The 15843-nt window shown below is 62.5% G+C and carries 19 protein-coding genes and 1 riboswitch; of the genes, 9 read left to right on the top strand and 10 right to left on the bottom strand.

Annotation, left to right across the window (positions count from 1 at the left end):
- Position 1: 1 nt before the first annotated feature.
- The gene (locus tag M3P21_RS02235) at positions 2-682 is read right to left on the bottom strand and encodes an ArsR/SmtB family transcription factor (protein ID WP_249706456.1); all 681 of its coding nucleotides are present in this window, start codon (positions 680-682) and stop codon (positions 2-4) included.
- 75 nt (positions 683-757) lie between these two features.
- On the opposite strand from M3P21_RS02235, the gene M3P21_RS02230 reads away from it, so the two are divergent.
- Both M3P21_RS02230 and M3P21_RS02225 read left to right on the top strand, forming a co-directional pair.
- Positions 758-1081 carry an NIPSNAP family protein gene (locus tag M3P21_RS02230; RefSeq protein WP_249706454.1) on the top strand — a complete coding sequence of 108 codons (324 nt, stop codon included), beginning with the start codon at positions 758-760 and terminating at the stop codon, positions 1079-1081.
- Complete coding sequence (locus tag M3P21_RS02225; RefSeq protein ID WP_249706453.1) at positions 1078-1425, top strand: antibiotic biosynthesis monooxygenase family protein; 348 nt, start codon at positions 1078-1080, stop codon at positions 1423-1425. The genes M3P21_RS02230 and M3P21_RS02225 overlap by 4 nt, the downstream gene beginning before the upstream one ends.
- On the opposite strand, the gene M3P21_RS02220 is transcribed toward M3P21_RS02225, so the two are convergent.
- Positions 1426-3453, bottom strand: a complete 2028-nt coding sequence (locus tag M3P21_RS02220) for an NADPH-dependent 2,4-dienoyl-CoA reductase (protein WP_249706451.1) — start codon at positions 3451-3453, stop codon at positions 1426-1428. It abuts the gene before it with no gap.
- A gap of 132 nt (positions 3454-3585) precedes the next feature.
- Between M3P21_RS02220 and M3P21_RS02215 the strand changes: the two genes are divergently transcribed.
- Positions 3586-4071: an RNA pyrophosphohydrolase gene (locus M3P21_RS02215; RefSeq protein ID WP_249706450.1), complete on the top strand. Its 486-nt coding sequence runs from the start codon at positions 3586-3588 to the stop codon at positions 4069-4071.
- 76 nt (positions 4072-4147) lie between these two features.
- Complete coding sequence (locus M3P21_RS02210) at positions 4148-4828, top strand: DUF8692 domain-containing protein (RefSeq protein WP_249706448.1); 681 nt, start codon at positions 4148-4150, stop codon at positions 4826-4828.
- A 64-nt stretch (positions 4829-4892) separates the two neighbouring features.
- Here M3P21_RS02210 and M3P21_RS02205 read toward each other — a convergent pair whose 3' ends face one another.
- The gene (locus tag M3P21_RS02205; RefSeq protein WP_249706447.1) at positions 4893-5882 is read right to left on the bottom strand and encodes an adenosine kinase; all 990 of its coding nucleotides are present in this window, start codon (positions 5880-5882) and stop codon (positions 4893-4895) included.
- Positions 5879-6523, bottom strand: a complete 645-nt coding sequence (nth, locus tag M3P21_RS02200; protein WP_249706446.1) for an endonuclease III — start codon at positions 6521-6523, stop codon at positions 5879-5881. Before nth ends, M3P21_RS02205 begins: the two co-directional genes overlap by 4 nt.
- Before the next feature lie 137 nt (positions 6524-6660).
- On the opposite strand from nth, the gene M3P21_RS02195 reads away from it, so the two are divergent.
- Positions 6661-7512 carry a methylated-DNA--[protein]-cysteine S-methyltransferase gene (locus M3P21_RS02195; RefSeq protein ID WP_249706445.1) on the top strand — a complete coding sequence of 284 codons (852 nt, stop codon included), beginning with the start codon at positions 6661-6663 and terminating at the stop codon, positions 7510-7512.
- Here M3P21_RS02195 and M3P21_RS02190 read toward each other — a convergent pair.
- Positions 7485-7688, bottom strand: coding sequence for a hypothetical protein (locus M3P21_RS02190; RefSeq protein WP_249706444.1), 204 nt, complete (start codon positions 7686-7688; stop codon positions 7485-7487). The two genes, M3P21_RS02195 and M3P21_RS02190, sit on opposite strands and share 28 nt — an antisense overlap.
- 104 nt (positions 7689-7792) lie before the next feature.
- Between M3P21_RS02190 and M3P21_RS02185 the strand changes: the two genes are divergently transcribed.
- A complete protein-coding gene (locus tag M3P21_RS02185; RefSeq protein ID WP_249706443.1) occupies positions 7793-8482 on the top strand; it encodes a helix-turn-helix transcriptional regulator in 690 nt (229 codons plus the stop codon).
- Between the two features lie 8 nt (positions 8483-8490).
- Here M3P21_RS02185 and recR read toward each other — a convergent pair whose 3' ends face one another.
- The 3 genes from recR to M3P21_RS02170 all read right to left on the bottom strand — a co-directional run bounded on the left by recR (position 8491) and on the right by M3P21_RS02170 (position 11259).
- Positions 8491-9084 (bottom strand): recombination mediator RecR, encoded by a 594-nt coding sequence (gene recR, locus M3P21_RS02180; protein WP_249706442.1) that lies wholly within the window; start codon positions 9082-9084, stop codon positions 8491-8493.
- Positions 9085-9091: 7 nt separating this feature from the next.
- On the bottom strand, positions 9092-9436 hold the full coding sequence (locus M3P21_RS02175) for a YbaB/EbfC family nucleoid-associated protein (RefSeq protein ID WP_249706441.1): 345 nt from the start codon (positions 9434-9436) through the stop codon (positions 9092-9094).
- Between the two features lie 68 nt (positions 9437-9504).
- The gene (locus M3P21_RS02170; RefSeq protein WP_249706440.1) at positions 9505-11259 is read right to left on the bottom strand and encodes a DNA polymerase III subunit gamma/tau; all 1755 of its coding nucleotides are present in this window, start codon (positions 11257-11259) and stop codon (positions 9505-9507) included.
- Positions 11260-11422: 163 nt separating this feature from the next.
- Between M3P21_RS02170 and M3P21_RS02165 the strand changes: the two genes are divergently transcribed.
- Both M3P21_RS02165 and M3P21_RS02160 read left to right on the top strand, forming a co-directional pair.
- Positions 11423-11941, top strand: a complete 519-nt coding sequence (locus M3P21_RS02165; RefSeq protein ID WP_249706438.1) for a protein-tyrosine phosphatase family protein — start codon at positions 11423-11425, stop codon at positions 11939-11941.
- A 126-nt stretch (positions 11942-12067) separates the two neighbouring features.
- Positions 12068-13603, top strand: a complete 1536-nt coding sequence (locus tag M3P21_RS02160) for an ankyrin repeat domain-containing protein (RefSeq protein WP_249706437.1) — start codon at positions 12068-12070, stop codon at positions 13601-13603.
- Between the two features lie 4 nt (positions 13604-13607).
- On the opposite strand, the gene M3P21_RS02155 is transcribed toward M3P21_RS02160, so the two are convergent.
- Together M3P21_RS02155 and M3P21_RS02150 are read right to left on the bottom strand one after the other, a co-directional pair.
- Positions 13608-14000 (bottom strand): hypothetical protein, encoded by a 393-nt coding sequence (locus tag M3P21_RS02155; RefSeq protein ID WP_249706436.1) that lies wholly within the window; start codon positions 13998-14000, stop codon positions 13608-13610.
- Between the two features lie 89 nt (positions 14001-14089).
- Positions 14090-14295: riboswitch (cobalamin riboswitch) on the bottom strand.
- Positions 14296-14313: 18 nt separating this feature from the next.
- Positions 14314-14877, bottom strand: coding sequence for a TetR/AcrR family transcriptional regulator (locus M3P21_RS02150; RefSeq protein ID WP_249706435.1), 564 nt, complete (start codon positions 14875-14877; stop codon positions 14314-14316).
- Between the two features lie 102 nt (positions 14878-14979).
- Between M3P21_RS02150 and M3P21_RS02145 the strand changes: the two genes are divergently transcribed.
- Complete coding sequence (locus tag M3P21_RS02145; protein WP_249706434.1) at positions 14980-15837, top strand: alpha/beta hydrolase family protein; 858 nt, start codon at positions 14980-14982, stop codon at positions 15835-15837.
- The last annotated feature ends 6 nt before the right edge of the window (positions 15838-15843 follow it).

Here is a 15843-nt window from a genome sequence, read left to right as displayed (position 1 = left end):
TTCAGGCCGAAAAGCGGGCGTCGAATGCCGCTTCGCCCTTTGCGGTGAAGCGGATGACCCGACTTTCGGGTTGGCGGTCGAGCCAACCCAGCGACTCCATCCGGGACAGCATTGCGCGACCCAACGACCCCGCAAGGTGGTGTTCCCGCGCGCTCCAATCCAGGCAGGGTCGGCAGAGCGGCGCGCGTTTGGCACGCAGCGCCGCCAGATCAATGCCAAAAGCATCGGCAAACCGTTCGCCCATTGGGGTGAGACCAACATCGTCATCCGTTTCGATCAGCAGCTTTTTGGTGATCATCGAGCGGTAAAGCATAACGCCACGCTCCCCAGCCAGATGGTTGTAGCAGACACGCGCCTTGCGCAGCGCCGCATCGCGCGGCCCGGTTCGGGTGCGCAGATGACCCCGCCCGGCAGCCAGCCCCATCAGGCTTTCCAGCGTCGCGGCCACATCCGCGCCCGACAGCGCATAGTAGCGATGCCGCCCCTGCCCGCGCAGGCGCACCAGCCCGCCCTCCAGCAGTTTTCGCAAATGGCTGCTGGCGGTTTGCGGCGTGATCCCGGCCTCGTGCGCCAGTTCGGTGGCGGTCAGCGCCTTGCCGGTCATCAGCGCGCCCAGCATGTTGGCCCGCGCCGGATCTCCGATCAGCGCGGCGATGCGGGCGATGTCAGGTCCGTCTTTCATACTTCGACAATAGTCGAAACATGGAAGTAATGGAAGCGGCTATACCGGCCCTGTCTTGAACCATCGGAGCCCCCCATGCTGACCTGCATCATTCGCTACCAGATAGACCCCACCAAGAAAGCCCAATTCGAAGACTACGCCCGCAACTGGGGCCAGGCCATTCCGCGATGCGGCGCCGATCTGATCGGTTATTTCGCCCCGCATGAAGGATCAACTACGTTGGCTTATGGCATCTACAACATCCCCGACCTCGCCGCTTACGAGGTTTATCGCGAACGGCTGGCGGCGGACCCGCTGGGGCAAGAGAACTATGCCTTTGCCCAGCGCGAAAAGTTCCTGTTGCGAGAGGACCGGACCTGGCTGAAACTGGCCTCAACCCCGCATGGAGCCAGCACATGATCGCCGTCATATTCGAAGTGGAACCCGCCGAGGGGCAAGTCGACGCCTATCTGGATGTGGCCGGTGGTCTGCGCCCGCTGCTGGATCAGGTGCCGGGGTTCATCTCGGTCGAAAGATTCCGAAGCCTGACCAACCCGGACAAATTGCTGTCGCTGTCGTTCTGGCGGGACGAGGAGGCGGTCGCGAACTGGCGCGCTTTGACCCAGCATCGCGCGGCACAAAGCAAAGGACGCGCGGGCATATTCGCGGGCTACCGGCTGCGCGTGGCGCATGTGATGCGCGACTATGGGATGGAAGACAGGGATCAGGCCCCGGCAGACAGCCGGGACCTGCATGGTGCTTGATCAGAGGCTTGCCGCCAGCCGCGTGCCCTGATTGATAGCGCGCTTGGCGTCAAGTTCAGAGGCCACATCGGCGCCCCCGATCACATGCGGTTCGATCCCGCGTTCGATCAGCGTATCGGCCAGCGACCGGTCGGAAACCTGACCCGAGCAGAGCACGATCGTGTCGGCCTCGATCACCGTGGGGTTCTCGCGCGCCTCGCCAAAGCTGACATGCAGACCGGCATCGTCGATACGCTCATAGTTCACGCCGCCGACGAAATTGACGTTCTTCATCTTGAGCGTCGCCCGGTGAATCCAGCCGGTGGTCTTGCCCAGTCCCTTGCCATGGGCGGTGGCCTTGCGCTGCAGCAGGGTCACCTGACGTGCCGGGGCCGAGGGCTGCGGCCCTTCGGGTGCCAGACCAGATCGGTTCGCCGCGGTATCGGCCACGCCCCATTCCTTCATCCAGGCGGGCAGGTCCATGGTGATGCTGTGGCCTTCCTCCAGCAGGAACTCGGAGACGTCAAAGCCGATACCACCGGCACCGATCACTGCGACGGATTTGCCAACGGGCGCCTTGTGGCGCAGCACGTCAATGTAGTCGATCACATTGTCGCGGTCCTGACCCGGGATTTTCGGGTCGCGCGGGAGGACACCGGTGGCGATGATGACCTCGTCAAATCCGGTCAGATCGTCGGCACCCACCTCGCGGCCCAGCTCGACATTCACGCCGGTCAGCTTGACCATTGTGCGGAACCAGTCGACGAAGCCCCAGAACTCTTCCTTGCCAGGCACCTGCTTGGCCATATTGAGCTGGCCGCCGATCTCGTCCGCGCGGTCAAATACAGTCACTTTGTGACCCCGTTCCGCCGCTGTGATTGCTGTTGAAAGTCCGGCCGGACCGGCCCCGACAATCGCTATGCTCTTGGGTTTCTCGGTCGGAGTGATCGTCAGTTCCGTCTCGTGGCAGGCGCGCGGATTGACCAGACACGAGGTCAGCTTGCCGCTGAACGTGTGATCCAGGCAGGCCTGGTTGCAGGCAATGCACGGCGCGATCTGATCGGCCTCGCCCGCTGCGGCTTTGGCCACGAAATGCGAATCCGCCAGCATCGGACGGGCCAGCGAGACCATGTCGGCGCAACCATCCGCCAGCACCTGCTCGGCCACTTCGGGCGTGTTGATCCGGTTCGAGGTCACCAGCGGGACCGAGACCTTGCCCATCAGCTTCTTGGTCACCCAGGCGAAAGCCGCGCGCGGAACAGAGGTGGCGATGGTGGGAATGCGCGCCTCGTGCCAGCCGATGCCGGTATTGATGATCGTGGCGCCCGCCTTCTCGATCTCCAGCGCCAGTTGCACCACCTCGTCATAGGTCGAGCCATTGGGCACCAGGTCGATCATCGACAACCGGTAGATAATGATGAAATCCTCGCCCACCGCCTCGCGGGTGCGGCGCACGATCTCGATGGGCAGGCGGATGCGGTTTTCATACGACCCACCCCAGCGATCCTCGCGCTTGTTGGTGTGCGAGACGATGAACTGGTTGATGAAATAGCCTTCCGACCCCATGATCTCGACCCCGTCATATCCGGCCTTTTGGGCCAGCAGGGTACAATTGACGAAATCGGTGATCTGCTTTTCGATCCCTTCCTCATCCAGTTCCTTGGGCTGAAACGGAGAGATTGGCGATTTCACCGGGCTGGCAGAGACACATTTCGGTTGATAGGCATAGCGCCCCGCGTGCAGGATCTGCATTGCGATTTTGCCCCCTGCCTCATGCACCGCATTGGTGATGACCGAGTGGTTGGCAACGTCCTCTTCGCTGGCCATCAGCGCCGCGTGGGGGGCCACCGAGCCTTCCTCATTTGGACCGATGCCACCGGTGACGATCAACCCGACATCGCCGCGCGCCCGTTCGGCATAGAACTCTGCAGCCCGATCCCAATCCTTGGTTTCTTCCAGATTGGTGTGCATCGACCCCATCAACACCCGGTTCTTGAGCGTCGTAAATCCCAGATCCAGGGGGGCCAGCATGTTCGGATAGTTGGTCATTCTTCGCTCCTGTCAGTTGCTGCGCGGAGAAAAGCGCTCTTGACTGCGCTTGTCATTCAAAACCTAGCGTAACTTGCTTTCCCATCCCCTGCCACATTGCTAAATATCGGCGAGGATCAAACCGGAACTGACATGACACCAGAACAGATCGCGCAACTTCCCTATCGCCCCTGCGTCGGGCTGATGATGATCAATGGCGATGGCTGCGCCTTTGTCGGCCAGCGCAATGACCGCCATTCCGAGGCCTGGCAAATGCCCCAGGGCGGTATCGACCCCGGCGAAGACCCGCGCGACGCCGCCCTACGCGAACTTTGGGAGGAAACCGGAGTGACGTCAGAGCTGGTTGAAATCATCGCCGAGACCGACGGCTGGCTACCCTATGACCTGCCCCATGACATTGTCCCCAAGATCTGGAAGGGGCGCTTTCGCGGGCAGGAACAGAAATGGTTCCTGCTGCGTTTCCAGGGCCGCGATGATCAGATCGACATCAAGACCGAACACCCGGAATTCACCCGCTGGAAATGGCAGCATCCCGCACAACTGACCGAGGAAATCGTCTCCTTCAAACGCGACGTCTATGAGCGGGTGGTCGCGGCATTCGCCACATACCTGACTTGACCACCGCGTGACTTCACATTGATACTTCGCCAAGTCAGCAGCAGCTGGCAACAAGGCCTAACGAGTGTGAAACTTGATGAAACTGCAATACATTACGACCACCAAAAACATCATTGGGGCATCATTGTTCCTGAGCCTCTTGTTTGTTCTGATCGGGTATCACAAGGGTGACATCTCGGATCAATTCAGCGAAGGCAAACCGGGCACAATTGTATCGGTTCTGCTGCTGCTTGCGATCTCGGTTACCTGCTTCAGGATCTATATTCTGCGACGCCGCACCGCTGCAAACTGGCTGCAGCACCCCAGCCTTGTCTGGTTGCTGATCGCGTCGGGTTTCCTGTTCCTTGCACTGGACGATGCACTGAAGATTCACGAAGGGATCGATAAATCCATTCACGCCATGAGTGAGATGACCGAAACGTCGTTTTCGGATCGCCTGGATGACGCCATTATCGGCGTCTATGCCCTGATCGGCGCGATCGTGCTGTATGTGTTTCGTTCGGAACTCACACTGTACAGGTTCCTTGCCCCCTACCTGCTCGCAGGGTTCGCCGTCTTGATATTGAGCATCGCGCTGGACACCGCCTCAAATGGGCCGGGTTTCGCCTTGTGGGTGACGAAATCCGAAAGCGCGGCCCACTCGCTGCACGCTGTGCTCGAAACCCTAGAGGAAGTCTGCAAGCTTCTGGCCGAGGCCATTTTCCTGTCCGGCTTCCTGCTTGTGCTGCAAGCTGCGGCTGAACAGGACAAATCCTGAACCGTACAGCGCTGGAGCGCCCCCTGCGCCGGGCAGGCCTTGACCGGGCCTGCCCGCGGAGGGCTTACAGCAACCCGTCTTCGCGCAAGAGGTTCAGCATGTTCGCCTCGGGACGAGGCCCGATATGGCTGATGACTTCGCGGGCGCAGACATTGCCCATCTTCGCGCAGGTTCCGTAATCGCGGCCCGTGGCCATGCCAAAAAGGAACCCGGCCGCAAACTGGTCGCCCGCCCCGGTGGCGTCCACCGGCACGATCTTGTCGACCGGCACGTCGATGCGGGTGCCCTCGCTCAGTACGGTCACGCCGTCGCCGGACCGGGTGCAGACCACCAGCGGGCAGATGGCAGCGGTTTTGGCCAGCGCCTCTTCCAGATCGTCGGTTTCAAACAGCGATTTGATCTCGGCCTCGTTGCCGATCACGAAATCCAGCTCGTTCTCGATCAGCAGCAGGAAATCGACCCGGTGCCGCTCCACGCAGAACGGATCGGATATCGCGATGCCCGCCTTGCCGCCGCCCTTGTGGCAGGTGCGCGCGGCCTCGAGAAAGGCCGCCTTGCCCTTTTCCTTGTCGAACAGATAGCCCTCGAGGAACATGATCTGACTGTTGCCCGCCACATCCCCCGGAACATCTTCGGAGGACAGTTCCGAGGAAATTCCCAGATAGGTGTTCATCGACCGCTCGCCATCAGGTGACACGAAGATCATCGAGCGGGACGTGGGCAATTCGCCGCCGGGAACGGGCGGGTTCACGAAATCAACACCGTCATCCTTCATCGCCTCGGCATAAAACCGGCCCAGCGCATCGTCATGCACGCGGCCGATGAACGCCGCTTCAAGCCCCAGCGCGCCAGCGCCCGCAATGGTGTTGGCGACCGAGCCGCCCGGAGTCTGCACGCGGGCGTTCATCGCGGCATAAAGCACCTCGCCGCGCTCGCGCTCGACCAGTTGCATAATGCCCTTTTCGATCCCCATGAGATCGAGAAAGCTGTCGTCGGATTGGCTGATCACGTCCACCACGGCATTGCCGATCCCGACGATCTGATAGGTTTTCATAGGTATTTATCCTCGAATTCACAAAGGTCACGAATGATACAGGTGCCGCAAAGCGGCTTGCGCGCCTTGCAGTGATAGCGGCCATGCAGGATCAGCCAGTGATGGGCATGAAGCTGAAAATCGGCCGGAATATTGTCCTCGATGGCGCGTTCGACCGCGTCCACATCCTTGCCCGGACAAATACCCGAGCGGTTGCCGACGCGAAAGATATGGGTATCCACCGCCTGCGCGGGCTGACGCCACCACATGTTCAGCACCACATTGGCGGTCTTGCGCCCCACCCCCGGCAGCGATTGCAGGGCGGCACGCGAGTTCGGCACCTCTCCGCCATAGTCCTCGACCAGAATACGGCTCATCTTGATGACGTTCTTGGCCTTGTTGCGAAAAAGCCCGATGGTCTTGATGTGCTCGATCAGCCCCTCTTCGCCCAGGCCCAGCATTTTCTGCGGGGTATCGGCGATCTGGAACAGTGCACGCGTGGCCTTGTTCACCCCCGCATCGGTCGCCTGCGCCGACAGTGCCACGGCCACAACCAGCGTATAGACATTCACATGCTCTAGTTCGCCCTTGGGTTCAGGGTCGGCCGCGTGAAAGCGTGTAAAGATCTCGCGGATCGTATGATAGTCGAGTTGCTTTGCCATCGGCGGTCTTAATGCCGTGTGTCGGCAGAGGCGTAAAGCCCCGACAGGACCGAATCGCGGAAATCAATTGCGCAGGTTTCGGGTCGAACCCAAGGCCCGAATTTCATACCCTGCCAACAGGAACAGGAGCATTCGCGATGAATATGCAGACCAGCGAGCAAGGCTATCACTACGGCGTCATGCGCCGCGCGATCGAGGTGATCGACCAGGGCGGCGAGATGCTGTCGCTGGAGGAACTGGCGCGCGAGATGGATATGAGCCCGGCCCATTTCCAGCGCCTGTTCTCGCGCTGGGTCGGCGTCTCGCCCAAGAAATACCAGCAGTATCTGGCGCTCGGCCATGCCAAGGCGCTGCTGCATGACCGGTTCACCACCTTGGATGCCGCCCATAGCGTCGGGTTGTCCGGCGGGGGCCGGTTGCACGACCTGTTCATGCGCTGGGAATCCATGAGCCCGGGCGAATATGCCCGCAAGGGCAACGGTCTGGTGATCTATTGGGGTTGGTTCGAAAGCCCGTTTGGCCCCGCCTTGGTTATGGGCACCGACAAGGGCATCTGCGGCATCGGCTTTGCGGCTGAAACAGGTGAAGCGGAGGCGATGGAAGATCTGATCTCGCGCTGGCCGCAGGCGGAGTTCATCGAAGACCCGATGCGACTGCGCCCCTGGGTGCTCAGCGCCTTTGGCGCCGAAAGCGAGAAACGCGACCCCACCCCGCTTTACCTGATCGGCTCGCCCCTGCAGATCAAGGTGTGGGAGGCGCTGCTGCGCATCCCCTCGGGCCATGTCACGACCTATTCCGAGATCGCCGAGGCCATCGGTCAGCCGCGCGCGGTGCGGGCGGTGGGCACGGCGGTGGGCCGAAACCCGATCAGCTGGCTGATCCCCTGCCACCGCGCCCTGCGCAAATCCGGCGGTCTGGGCGGCTATCACTGGGGTCTGCCGGTCAAGCGCGCGTTGCTGGCTTATGAGGCGGCCAGATCGGGCCTTTGACGCCCGAACCGCCGCCAGAAGGGCAACCGCTTGCGGGTTGGCTTGGCGATCTTGTAATCGCTGCCCTTCTTCCGCTCCAGCCATTCGCGTTCCAACTCATAGTTGCGCAAAGGTCTTTGATCGCTCCAGCGGCCCAGTTTCAAGTGCATCATGATCTTATGGTCATCGCTACTCATGGCTCTGCTCCGTTCTTGAACACTGAAGTCAGAACATCACATCACTCCTGCCACCCCGCTGTCAGGATCATGTGCTAACCTGTCAGGAGCCTTGAGGAGTTCAGATGCGCCGCTCGACCCGTTTGTTCGAACTGATCCAGATTCTGCGCGCCTCGGAAAAGCCGATGACGGCGGAAACGCTTGGCCAGAAGCTGGAAGTGTCCGAGCGCACGATCTACCGCGATATCGCCGCGTTGCAGGCGATGCGCACCCCGATCGAGGGCGCGCCCGGTCTGGGCTATGTCATGCGGCGCGGCTATAACCTGCCGCCGCTGAATTTCGACGAAGAAGAGGTCGAGGCGCTGCGCGTCGGTCTCTCCATGCTGTCCCGCACCGGCGACAGCGCGTTGCAACAGGCCGCCAGCCGCATCTGTCAGAAGATCGACGCGTTGCATGACCCCGCCGAATGGCTGCAGGTCGCGCCCTGGGGTGCCCCGCCCGACGATCCGGCACTTGGCTGCGTGTCAAAGGCCAACCTGCGAGCCGCCATCCGCAACGAGCGCAAACTGCGTCTGACCTATCGCGATTCCGAAAACCGCGAGACCGACCGCATCGTCCGCCCCGTTGCGCTGATCTATCATCTGGAATGCACCATGCTTGCCGCCTGGTGCGAGCTGCGCGACGGCTTTCGTCACTTTCGCTGCGACCGGATCTGGTGCTGCGAGGCGCTGGACGCACATTTCACCGGCCAATCCGAGGCGCTGCGCCTGATCTGGCAGGAACGCAACCAATGGGAAGAGCGCGAGGTGGGGTAACGCGACGCCTACAGTTCTTTGCGCGCCCGCAAAGCTGCGGTGATCGTCCCGTCATCGAGATAATCCAGCTCACCCCCGATGGGCACGCCTTGCGCCAGCGACGTGAGGCGGACCTGCCCGTCTAGCTGTTCAGCGATGTAATGCGCTGTGGTCTGGCCGTCGACGGTGGCGTTCAACGCAAGGATCACTTCGGTGATGCCTTCGCTTGCCACCCGGTCCCTGAGACGTGGAATGCGCAAATCGTCCGGGCCCACGCCATCCAGCGCCGACAACGTCCCGCCCAACACATGGTAACGGCCCTTGAACACGCCCGCGCGTTCCATCGCCCAGAGGTCGGCCACATCCTCGACCACGCAAAGCTCGCCGGTTGCGCGTTTCTCGCTTTCGCAGATGTCACAGATATCGGCGGTGCCCACATTGCCGCAATTCAGGCACTCGCGTGCGGTTTCCGCCACCACGCTGATCTGATCCGCCAGCGGAGTCAGCAGCAGCGCGCGTTTGCGGATCAGATGCAGCACCGCGCGCCGCGCCGAGCGGGGGCCAAGCCCGGGCAGCTTAGCCATCAGCTCGATCAAATTGTCGATGTCGCGGGTCGAGCTCACGAGGCGATCAAAACGGGAGTTTCATGTCCGCCGGCAGGCCCATGCCTTCGGTCAGCTTGGCCATCTCGGCCTGCGCCCGGTCCGAGGCCTTGGATTGCGCGTCCTTGATCGCGGCCAGAATCAGGTCCTCGACGACTTCCTTGTCATCGCCATTGAAGATCGAGGGATCGATATCCAGCGCCTTCAGCTCGCCCTTGGCCGAGGCGGTGGCCTTGACCAGCCCGGCCCCGGATTCGCCGACTACCATGATGTTATGCAGCTCTTCCTGCATGTCGGTCATCTTGGTCTGCAATTCCTGTGCCGATTTCATCATCTTGGCCATATCGCCAAGCCCGCCGAGTCCTTTGAGCATCGAGTGCCTCCGTTAACTAGATTAATCGCCTAGATACGCACCACCCGAGCGCACCACAAGGGCGTCGCTTACCCGTCTTCGAACGGGTCCCATTCATCCTCGACCTCGGGCAGCGCTTCGGTCTCGACCTGTGCCGCGCGTTGTTCGGGGGTTTCGATATTGGTGATCCTGGCCTTGGGGAACTGCGCCAGAACCGCCTGAACCAGCGGATGCGCCTCGGCCTCCTGCTTCAGGGCCAGCTCTGCGGCGTCCCGTATTTCTGCAATCGTCGGAGCCTTGCCATCCGAGACAACCGAGACCGCCCAGCGGTTTCCGGTCCAGCTTTGCAGCCGCGAGCCCAGCCGCTGCGCCAGATCGGTGGGTGCCTGTTCCGTCGGGGTGAATTCGATGCGGCCCGGCTGGTAGGCGACCAGCCGAACCCCGTTTTCCACCTCGACCAGCAGTTTGACATCGCGATGGGCGCGGATCAGCTCGACCACATGTTCGAATGTCGGATAGCGCGCCAGCGCCTGTTCAATATCCTGCGCCAGCGCGGCCGTGGGGGCATTACCCGCCCCGTTTCGGGGCGTGGCGGATACCGGTGCTGCCTGCGCAACAGGGGCCCCGGCAGGTTGCATCGCCCGCCCGCCACCGGGACCGCCCGGCATCGGTTGCGGCGGCGTGTCCTGCAGCTTTCGCACCAATTCCTCGGGTGTCGGCAAATCGGCCACATGGGTCAGCCGGATGATCGCCATTTCGGCGGCCATCATCGCGTTAGGCGCGGCACTCACCTCTTCCAGCGCTTTCAGCAGCATCTGCCACATCCGGGTCAGCACCCGCATCGGCAGCGCCTCGGCCATCTGAGACCCACGGCTGCGTTCATCCGGCGAAACGGTCGGGTCCTCGGCGGCATCCGGCGTGATCTTGACCACCGAGACCCAATGGGTGATCTCGGCCAGATCGCGCAGCACCGCCAGCGGGTCAGCCCCTTCGGCATATTGCCCGCTGAGTTCGGTCAGCGCCGCCGCCGCGTCGCCGCGCAGGATCATGTCCATCAGGTCCAGCACCCGACCCCGGTCGGCCAGACCGAGCATCGCGCGTACCTGCTCTGCCGTTGTTTCCCCGGCCCCGTGCGAGATCGCCTGATCCAGCAACGAGGTTGCATCCCGTGCCGAGCCTTCCGCCGCGCGGGTGATCAGCGCCAGCGCATCCTCGGCGATCTCGGCGCCCTCGGCCGAGGCGATCTTGCGCATCAACGCGATCATCTCTTCCGGCTCGATCCGGCGCAGATCGAACCGCTGGCAACGCGACAGCACCGTGACCGGCACCTTGCGGATCTCGGTGGTGGCGAAGATGAACTTCACATGTTCGGGCGGTTCCTCAAGCGTCTTGAGCAGCGCGTTGAACGCGCTGGTCGAGAGCATGTGAACCTCGTCGATGATGTAGATCTTGTAGCGCGCCGAAGCCGCACGGTAGCGCACCGAATCGATGATCTCGCGGATGTCGTTCACACCGGTGCGACTGGCGGCGTCCATCTCCATCACGTCGACATGGCGGCCTTCCATGATGGCGACGCAATGTTCGCATTGCCCGCAAGGCTCGGTGGTGGGGCCACCGCCGCCATCCGGGCCGATGCAATTCATGCCCTTGGCGATGATCCGCGCGGTGGTGGTCTTGCCGGTGCCGCGAATGCCGGTCATCACAAAGGCCTGCGCGATCCGGTCCGCCTCGAACGCGTTTTTCAGCGTGCGCACCATCGCATCCTGCCCGACCAGGTCGGCGAAGGTTTCCGGGCGGTATTTGCGGGCGAGAACCTGATAGGCGGGGCTGGGCGTGTCGGTCATGTCTGCTCTGGCGGATTCGTTCCTGACGCCGGAGCCTAGAGTGCCGCCCCCCCGGCGTCCACCTCGCGTATGCGGGAAAACCCTTGGGAAAGCTTGGGGCAGCGCATAGCATGGGTGCATTGCAATAATGTAATGAGTTCGCGGCTCGCAGGGGGACCGCCTTATGTTGCACATGGTTATTCATGACCTGCCGGTTGGCGGCGGGACGCTTGCCTTGTCCCCCTTGCCCGGACGGTCGGGCGATTATGACGGCGATCTGGCCCTGATCGCGGAGTGGAAACCGGGGCTTGTGATCTCGATGACCACTGAGTTGGAGATGTTCGGGGCCGGCGCGCTGCAGTTCGGCCCCGATATTCAGAGCCGCGCCAGCCGCTGGGCGCATCTGCCGGTGACGGATTTCTCTGCCCCGCCCATTGCCATTCAAGAGGCCTGGCCCGAGGTGAGCGCCGATGCCCGTCATGCGCTGAACGGCGGCGGGCGGGTTCTGGTGCATTGCCGGGGCGGCTGCGGGCGGTCCGGAATGGTCGCGCTACGGCTGATGATTGAAGGTGGAGAAGCGCCCGAGGCCGCCCTGACCCGCCTGCGCGCCGTACGACCTTGCGCCGTGGAAACCGAAGATCAGATGGAATGGGCCATGGCCGCACGCGCCCGAACTTGTCCTGATCAGCGACGCGTCTTATGATACCGGTGCCGACTGGGCGGCATCCGGGTCCGCGGAAAGCTGTATCAGCCCCCTTCAGAGACCAACGCAACATGCGGTTTTTTCTCTCCCCGATCAGCGGACCACCGGGGTGTTGGAGGAAAACCGATGACCGATCCCCTCGACCACCACCGCCGTCAGGCAAAGCGCTTGAAGAAAGCGTGCAAGGCCGGTGATGCGCACGCAATTGCCCGTGTTCAAACCGTTCTGGGCGAAGCCCCGGCGGTTACCCACAGTGCCGCCCTTCATGTGATCGCCCGAGAGGCCGGGCATGACAGCTGGCCCAAAATGAAGTTCAGCCTCGAAACCGCGACAATGCAGCGCGGCGCCCGTGCCGAACAGCTTAAACTGGCACTGTTTCAGGGGGCGGATTGGCGGGTCGCGCAATTGCTGACCGATACGCCCGATCTGGCCGATGACCGTTTTGGTCTGCTCTGTGCGCTTTATCGCGTCGATGCCGTCAGGGCGTGGCTGGACCGCGATCCCGGTGTCGTCCATCAGGCGCTGCAAGGCCCGCGCAGACCGATCCTGCATCTGGCCTTTTCCCGGCACATCCACGCACACCCCGAACTTGAGCGGGACATGATTGCCGTAGCCGAGGCGCTGCTTGCTGCAGGCGCGGACGTGAATGACGGCTACCCCTTGGAACCGGGCAGCCCACATCAACTTTCGGCTCTATATGGGGCAACTGGCCATGCCGACAACATGATCCTCGCCCAATGGCTGCTGGATCATGGAGCCGATCCGAATGACGGAGAATCGCTCTATCACGCAACCGAGCTGGGGCATCACAAGGGGTTGCAAATGCTGCTGGCCGCCGGTGCCGATCCGCGCGGCACCAACGCCTTGCTGCGCGCGCTGGACTTCAACGATCATGAAGCGGTGCGAATGTTGCTGGACCACGGCGCACAGGTAGAGGAGTTCAACGATGACCCAGTTGGCGGAGAAGAACCCTGGGTCATGCCCGCCCTGCATCAGGCGGCGCGACGCATGTGTGATGGCCCGGTGGTAGACCTGTTGCTGGATCATGGCGCTGATCGGGACAGGCTCTATAAAGGCTATTCTGCCTATGGTTTTGCGCGGGTCTTCGGCAATACGACGCTTGCCCGCGCCATCGAGGCAACGGGCAGTGCCCCACACCTTACCCAAGCAGAGCAGCTTCTGGCCCAGGCAGCGGATGGGGTTTTGCCGCCCGGCGCGTCATTGGATGCGGCCAGCCTGCCTGATGAATACCGCATTCTGATCCGATCCATCCTGCATCTGCCCGGCAAGCTGGATCATGTGAAACGCCTCGTCGCCCTTGGCCTGAACCCCGACACACCCGATCGCGAGGGGCTGACCGCCCTGCAGGTCGCCGGGTGGGAAGGCTTGCGCGATATGATGCGCTATCTTTTGACGCTGTCTCCGGATCTGGGCCATTTGAACGGCTATGGCGGGGGGCTGGTGTCGACCATTCTGCACGGGGCGGACAACCACCCACACCGGGGCAACCGCGATCACGCCACCTGCCTGACATATGCGCTTGGGGCGGGTGCGCCGCTGGGGCGCAACCTGATCGAGGCCAGCAGCGACCCGGCACTGACCCGGATCATGGAGGATTGGGCCGCGACCCATCCCGATCAGGTCACAGAGAAAGCGCCATGACGGATCAGGCGGCGGCCTGTACCTGATGCGCGACCAAAGGCAGGCGCAGTTCGATCATGGCGCAAGGTGGTGCGCTGTCCGGCGCCGGAAAGCCCTGCCCCTCCGGGTCCATCATTGCGTCGGCATATAGGTTCATGACATCCAGATCGGCGGTCTCGGCGACGCCGGCGAACATGCGTATCCGCGCATGGTTTGCCCGGTAAACCGCCGTGCAATCCTGCCCGCAATGGGCAAGCTGTGCGCTGCCTTCAATCTCGAAATCCGCCGCCGTCACCGTGCGGGCCGAGTCCATCGCATCGGCCAGCCTGTCCACCATCCGGGCCAGGGCCGGACAGGGTTTTCCGGTAATCAGACACTGGGTTTCCGCAAACGTTCGGTTGTTCTTCGTCCAGATCACATCGCGCCCTCCGCGCTGGCGGGACAGGGGCCGTGAACGTCCGTGACCGCTGGGGTCAACAGACCCGCACCGGACACCCCGCCCGCGTTCGAGTTACAGTTCCGATGGCAGGTCTCCTGACTTGCGGGTCGATGCTTTGCCGCCCTTCCCGACCTTTCGGCCAGTGGTCATACGGCATCGCTCTCCGCCTACAGTTGCGGGGGCAGTCGCGGAATTGGCCCCATCGGGGCCGCACCGAGTTCCCTTTTCATCCCAACCACAGATGTGGTGTGAGAACCATCACACAACCGCTAATCCTTGATGACTGAGTCTGTCAAGAAATTCCGCCGCCGGACCCGACACCGCGCCTGACGATCGTGGGCAGCGCCCGCAACGGGGCCGAACTTCGCCGGGAACGTGACAATTGCCAGGCGCCCTGGATCAGCATGAAGAACTCTTCGGCGGTGGCCTGCGGCGCCTCGACCCCGAGCCGCTTTGCGTGCTGCGTCGCCTCGGATATCCAGCCTTCATAAAGATGCGCGGCATGGGTGCGGAACGCTTCGTTATCGGGCCCTTCGAACAGGGTGCTCGAAATTGGGCAGCCATCCCATTTACCCGAATGGTCGAAGATATCGGCCAGTCGCGCGCAGAGCACCTGCGTCCCCTCGGCAAAACTGCTGGCCGGTTCATAGGCCGCGGCGATCATCCGCAGCATCCGGTCCGAGGCCCAGTTCGCCGCCGCCAGTGCCAGGTCCGGTTTGCCATTCGGAAAGTGATGATACAGCGACCCTTTCGGCGCATTTGCCGCCGTCAGCAACTCGTTCAGACCGACGCCGTTGTAGCCGCTGCGCCGGAACAATTCGGCGGCGGTCCGGATCAGCCGATCCTTGGTGGGCATGGGGCGTTTTTCTTTCATCGCACTTCGATATTGACAGGACTAGACCAATTGGTCCACACATAAGAACAGTAGACCAATTGGTCTAGCGACGGGAGAACGCCGATGCTTGATGCGCAGACAACAATCCTGACCCACGATATCCGTTTTGGTGCCGGTCCCGCGACGCTGTCGGGGAAACTGTTCCTGCCGGTCGGAGATCCTGTCGCGGCGGTGGTGATCAACAGCGCCACCGGCGTGCCACAGTCGTATTATCGCCACTTCGCGCGCTGGCTGGCCGAAACCCAGGGCATGGCTGTCCTGACCTATGACTACCGCGATTTCGAGACCTCGCGCAGCGGGCCGCTGCGGGCCTCACGCGTCAAGATGTCGGACTGGATTCTGATCGACATGCCCGCTGCGCGCGCCGAGATGCGGCGGCGCGTTCCAGAAACGCCGCTTTGGGTGATCGGTCATTCGTTGGGCGCGATGGCGATGCCGATGCAGGACGGGATCGAAGACGTCAGCCGCATGATCGGTGTCTGTTCCGGTCTGGTGCATCATGGCGACCACCCCTGGCCCTATCAGGGTCTGGCGCGCCTGTTCTGGTTCGGCCACGTGCCGCTGGCCACCCGCCTAGCGGGATATTTGCCCGGTCGGTTGATCGGCTTTGGCACGGATCTGCCTGCGGGAGTGTATTGGGAATGGCGGCGCTGGTGTACCTCGCGTGATTCGTATCTGCCGGACGCTGGCTGGACCCTGCCGCAGCCCAACTGGCGGCGAAGCGGCGCGCCAGTCAGGATGGTCAGCCTGACCGATGACGAGGTATGCCCGGCGGTTGCCACCGAACGGCTGGCCCGGCTCTATGACGCATGCGCCACGCATGTCCCGCTTGAGCCATCCGCGTTCGGGTTGCGCAAGGTTGGCCATCTGGGGGTGTTCACCCGCGCGAATGCGGCGCTCTGGCCCGAAATCATTGCCTGATTTGGC

Source organism: Ruegeria spongiae, assembly GCF_023502395.1.
Lineage (GTDB): Bacteria > Pseudomonadota > Alphaproteobacteria > Rhodobacterales > Rhodobacteraceae > Ruegeria_C > Ruegeria_C spongiae.
The sequence above is the reverse complement of the archived record's forward strand: the minus strand, read 5'-3'. Positions and strand labels throughout refer to the sequence as shown.

Coding starts and splice junctions, on each gene's coding strand:
- M3P21_RS02235 (WP_249706456.1), bottom strand. CDS start 682: ATGAAAGACGGACCTGACATCGCCCGCATCGCCGCGCTGATCGGAGAT.
- M3P21_RS02230 (WP_249706454.1), top strand. CDS start 758: ATGCTGACCTGCATCATTCGCTACCAGATAGACCCCACCAAGAAAGCC.
- M3P21_RS02225 (WP_249706453.1), top strand. CDS start 1,078: ATGATCGCCGTCATATTCGAAGTGGAACCCGCCGAGGGGCAAGTCGAC.
- M3P21_RS02220 (WP_249706451.1), bottom strand. CDS start 3,453: ATGACCAACTATCCGAACATGCTGGCCCCCCTGGATCTGGGATTTACG.
- M3P21_RS02215 (WP_249706450.1), top strand. CDS start 3,586: ATGACACCAGAACAGATCGCGCAACTTCCCTATCGCCCCTGCGTCGGG.
- M3P21_RS02210 (WP_249706448.1), top strand. CDS start 4,148: ATGAAACTGCAATACATTACGACCACCAAAAACATCATTGGGGCATCA.
- M3P21_RS02205 (WP_249706447.1), bottom strand. CDS start 5,882: ATGAAAACCTATCAGATCGTCGGGATCGGCAATGCCGTGGTGGACGTG.
- nth (WP_249706446.1), bottom strand. CDS start 6,523: ATGGCAAAGCAACTCGACTATCATACGATCCGCGAGATCTTTACACGC.
- M3P21_RS02195 (WP_249706445.1), top strand. CDS start 6,661: ATGAATATGCAGACCAGCGAGCAAGGCTATCACTACGGCGTCATGCGC.
- M3P21_RS02190 (WP_249706444.1), bottom strand. CDS start 7,688: ATGAGTAGCGATGACCATAAGATCATGATGCACTTGAAACTGGGCCGC.
- M3P21_RS02185 (WP_249706443.1), top strand. CDS start 7,793: ATGCGCCGCTCGACCCGTTTGTTCGAACTGATCCAGATTCTGCGCGCC.
- M3P21_RS02175 (WP_249706441.1), bottom strand. CDS start 9,436: ATGCTCAAAGGACTCGGCGGGCTTGGCGATATGGCCAAGATGATGAAA.
- M3P21_RS02170 (WP_249706440.1), bottom strand. CDS start 11,259: ATGACCGACACGCCCAGCCCCGCCTATCAGGTTCTCGCCCGCAAATAC.
- M3P21_RS02165 (WP_249706438.1), top strand. CDS start 11,423: ATGTTGCACATGGTTATTCATGACCTGCCGGTTGGCGGCGGGACGCTT.
- M3P21_RS02160 (WP_249706437.1), top strand. CDS start 12,068: ATGACCGATCCCCTCGACCACCACCGCCGTCAGGCAAAGCGCTTGAAG.
- M3P21_RS02150 (WP_249706435.1), bottom strand. CDS start 14,877: ATGCCCACCAAGGATCGGCTGATCCGGACCGCCGCCGAATTGTTCCGG.
- M3P21_RS02145 (WP_249706434.1), top strand. CDS start 14,980: ATGCTTGATGCGCAGACAACAATCCTGACCCACGATATCCGTTTTGGT.